The sequence below is a fragment of the Methylocaldum sp. genome (assembly GCF_039794385.1).
In the GTDB taxonomy this organism is placed as follows: Bacteria; Pseudomonadota; Gammaproteobacteria; order Methylococcales; family Methylococcaceae; genus Methylocaldum.
On record NZ_JBDIVO010000431.1, the window covers coordinates 1 to 3,449 of the forward strand.

4 protein-coding genes are annotated in these 3,449 nt (G+C 60.0%); all 4 read left to right on the top strand.

Going from position 1 to position 3,449, the window contains the following annotated elements; all coding sequences use genetic code 11:
• A partial coding sequence (rsxC, locus tag ABJK70_RS22170; protein ID WP_347259159.1) for an electron transport complex subunit RsxC occupies nucleotides 1–932 on the top strand: 932 nt, incomplete at its 5' end.
• A 60-nt stretch (nucleotides 933–992) separates the two neighbouring features.
• Nucleotides 993–2,024 carry an electron transport complex subunit RsxD gene (gene rsxD, locus ABJK70_RS22175; protein ID WP_077732347.1) on the top strand — a complete coding sequence of 344 codons (1,032 nt, stop codon included), beginning with the start codon at nucleotides 993–995 and terminating at the stop codon, nucleotides 2,022–2,024.
• On the top strand, nucleotides 2,021–2,665 hold the full coding sequence (rsxG, locus tag ABJK70_RS22180) for an electron transport complex subunit RsxG (protein WP_077732346.1): 645 nt from the start codon (nucleotides 2,021–2,023) through the stop codon (nucleotides 2,663–2,665). Before rsxD ends, rsxG begins: the two co-directional genes overlap by 4 nt.
• Nucleotides 2,662–3,375: an electron transport complex subunit E gene (locus ABJK70_RS22185; protein WP_077732345.1), complete on the top strand. Its 714-nt coding sequence runs from the start codon at nucleotides 2,662–2,664 to the stop codon at nucleotides 3,373–3,375. The genes rsxG and ABJK70_RS22185 overlap by 4 nt, the downstream gene beginning before the upstream one ends.
• Nucleotides 3,376–3,449: the final 74 nt, after the last annotated feature.

The following is a 3,449-nucleotide window of genomic DNA, read 5'->3' on the forward strand; positions in this document are numbered from 1 at the left end:
TGCTGACCGGCCGCGAAGTACCGACGCGCGGCATTCCGGCCGACATCGGTATCGTCTGCCAGAATGTCGGAACGGCCGCAGCGGTTTATAACGCCGTCGTTCACGGTACTCCTTTGATTTCCCGAATCGTGACGGTAACCGGCCTCGGCGTAAAACAGCCACAGAATGTTCTGACTCGGATCGGTACGCCTTTCGCCGATCTCATCCAACAATGCGGCAGCTACACCAACGAAGCCGACCGGCTTGTTCTGGGCGGACCGATGATGGGCTTTGACGTGCCGACCGACAATCTGCCTTTGACCAAATCGGCCAACTGCATACTGGTTGCCGGTCGCAACGAACTGATCGGCGAAAAACGATCCCTGCCCTGCATTCGTTGCGGCGCTTGCGCCGAAGCTTGTCCGGTGAACCTGCTGCCGCAGCAGCTTTACTGGTACGGCCGCTCGGACCAGATCGAACGGGCACTGGATTACAACCTGTTCGACTGCATCGAGTGCGGCTGCTGCGATTACGTATGTCCCAGCCACATTCCGCTCGTCCAACATTTCCGCGCCACGAAAGGCAAGGCCATCGCCAAGCGGCGCGAGCGCGAAAAGGCCGATCATGCGCGCCTTCGTTTCGAGTCGCGCCAGGCGCGCAAGGAACAGGAGAAGCGCGAGCGCGCGGAAGCCGCGAAGCGGAAGAAAGAGAACCTGGGAACAGGAAAGTCGCCGGAAATCCTCGAGGCCATCGAACGCGCCAAACTCCGCCGCGCGGAAAAATCGGCACCGTCAAGCGAAGACACCGCGCAGATTGATGGCGATAAGCAAGAAACGGTAGTGCCGCCGGCAGGGGCCGAGACTCGTCGAGAGTCCGCCAAGGTCGTTCACACCGAGACTCCGCCAGGCGGCCCGGAATCCGAAGCTCAAGCGGTGCCTTCGGAGATCGATTAGCCGGGCATTTCCAAATTCGACAGCCACTTGAAATACATCCATCATCCAACACTCGCTCACATGCGTTTTCCGACCGCTCACGCGCCGTATCTTGCCCCCGTCAACAGCGTCAACCGCATCATGCTGGAGGTGCTCGTTGCTCTGATTCCGGGCTTGGCGGCATTGGTCTGGCAATTCGGCCCTGGAGTGCTCGTGCAGTGCATGATCGCCCTGCTCGCGGCGCAGCTGGGCGAAGCCGCCATGCTCTCCTTGCGTCGCCGTCCGATTGCGCCTGCTCTTAGGGACTATAGCGCTGCCCTCACCGCCGTGCTGCTGGCCGTGTCGCTGCCGCCTTTGGCGCCCTGGTGGCTTACGGCTTTCGGAGCGCTTTTCGCCATCGTCATCGGCAAGCACCTGTACGGCGGGCTGGGATACAATCCCTTCAACCCGGCGATGGTCGGCTACGCCGTACTCCTGATCTCTTTTCCCCAGCACATGACCGCCTGGCTTCCGCCCAAGGAACTGAGCGGTTCAGCGCTGAGTTTTGCCGATGCCTGGAATGCGATCTTCACCCGCACGCTGCCGTCGGACATGACTTTCGACGCGCTAACCATGGCGACCCCGCTCGATACGATCAAGACCCAGCTCGGGCTAAACCGGTTACTGGACGAAATTCAGGCCGGGGGGCTTTTCGCAGGAATCGGCGGGCGCGGCTGGCAATGGGTCAATTTCGGCTTTCTCCTGGGCGGACTGTGGATGTTGAAACGCGGCATCATCGGCTGGCAGATTCCGGTCGGATTCTTGGGCGCCCTGTTCGGCATTTCGCTGATCTTTTTCCTAATCGATCCGGCGGTCTACCCGACGCCGCTGTTCCAGTGCTTCAGCGGAGCCGCCATGCTCGGAGCCTTCTTCATCGCGACCGATCCGGTCACGGCCTCGACCACGCCGCGCGGGCGATTGATTTACGGCGCATCGATCGGCCTACTGGTATTCGTCATCCGCTCCTGGGGCGGCTATCCGGACGGCGTCGCCTTTGCGGTTCTGCTGTTGAATCTGGCTGCGCCCACCATCGATCACTACACCCGTCCGCGGGTCTACGGACATCCGAAATGAATTTGCCCAAGCCCATCATCAATGCAGCCGCCGCGCTCGGAGTGTTCGCCGTCATCGGCATGGGACTCGTGGCCCTGGTGCACGACGGAACGAAAGAGCGCATCGAGTCCAACGAACAGGCCGTCCTGCTGCACACTTTGGAATCCTTGGTTCCGGCCGACTGGTTCGACAACGATATTCTCGCCGACACCATAACAGCCAGCGACCTCACCCTCGGCACCGATAAAGCGGTTACCATTTATCGCGCACGAAAAAACGGCAAGCCCGTGGCGGCCGTGCTCTCCCCTGTCGCTCCGGACGGCTACAACGGCACAATCAGACTGCTGGTAGCAGTCCGCACGGACGGCTCGCTAGCCGGCGTCAGGGTCGTCAGCCATCGCGAAACGCCCGGACTCGGCGATCCCATCGATACCGACAAATCGGACTGGATATTGGGCTTCGACGGCCGCTCGCTGAGTAATCCTTCAGAATCCCGCTGGAAAGTCAAACGGGACGGCGGCGAGTTCGACCAGTTCACCGGAGCGACGATCACGCCACGCGCGGTAGTCAAAGCCGTTTACAAGACCCTGATTTTCTTTGAGCGGAACCAAGAGCGCCTATTTGACCAAGAGTCGGGAAGCTCCCTAGGATCGAATCCATGATCGACTTTTCCAAATACCAGAAAATCGTCCGCGACGGCCTCTGGCACAACAACCAGGCCTTCGTCGCGCTTCTGGGATTATGCCCCCTGCTGGCGGTCAGCAATTCGGTGATCAACAGCCTGGGGCTGGGTCTCGCCACCACCATGGCGCTGATCTTTTCCAACGTCATCGTTTCGCTGATCCGCAATCACGTCGCGACCGAAATCCGGTTGCCGGTGTTCGTACTCATCATCGCCTCGAACGTCACCGTCATCGAACTATTGATGAATGCCTTCTTCCACGATCTGCATAAGATTCTCGGCATCTTCATACCTCTGATCGTCACCAACTGCGCCATCATCGGACGCGCCGAAGCCTTCGCATCCAAGAATCCGGTCGATCGCGCGCTCATGGACGGCTTGTTCGTGGGGTTGGGATTCACCTTTGCACTGGTCATGCTCGGCGCCCTGCGCGAGGCGATAGGAACCGGTGCCGTGTTGAATCGAGCGGACTTGATGTTCGGCGAAATCGCCAAGAACTGGACTTTACCCGTCTTCAGCGACTACGACGGATTTCTGCTGGCAATTCTCCCGCCTGGCGCCTTCATTGGCCTCGGCCTCCTGATCGCGGTGAAAAACCTCATCGACGCCCGGGCGAAAACGAAAGCTCTCGGCAAGACTGCGCCGGTCCAAACAGACTCGCTCCATAAATCTCCCATGCATGAATCATGAACGCCGAAAAGCGCAGACGGATTTTCGAGCGTCTGGCCGCGGCGATCCCGGAGCCGACGACCGAGCTCAGGCAC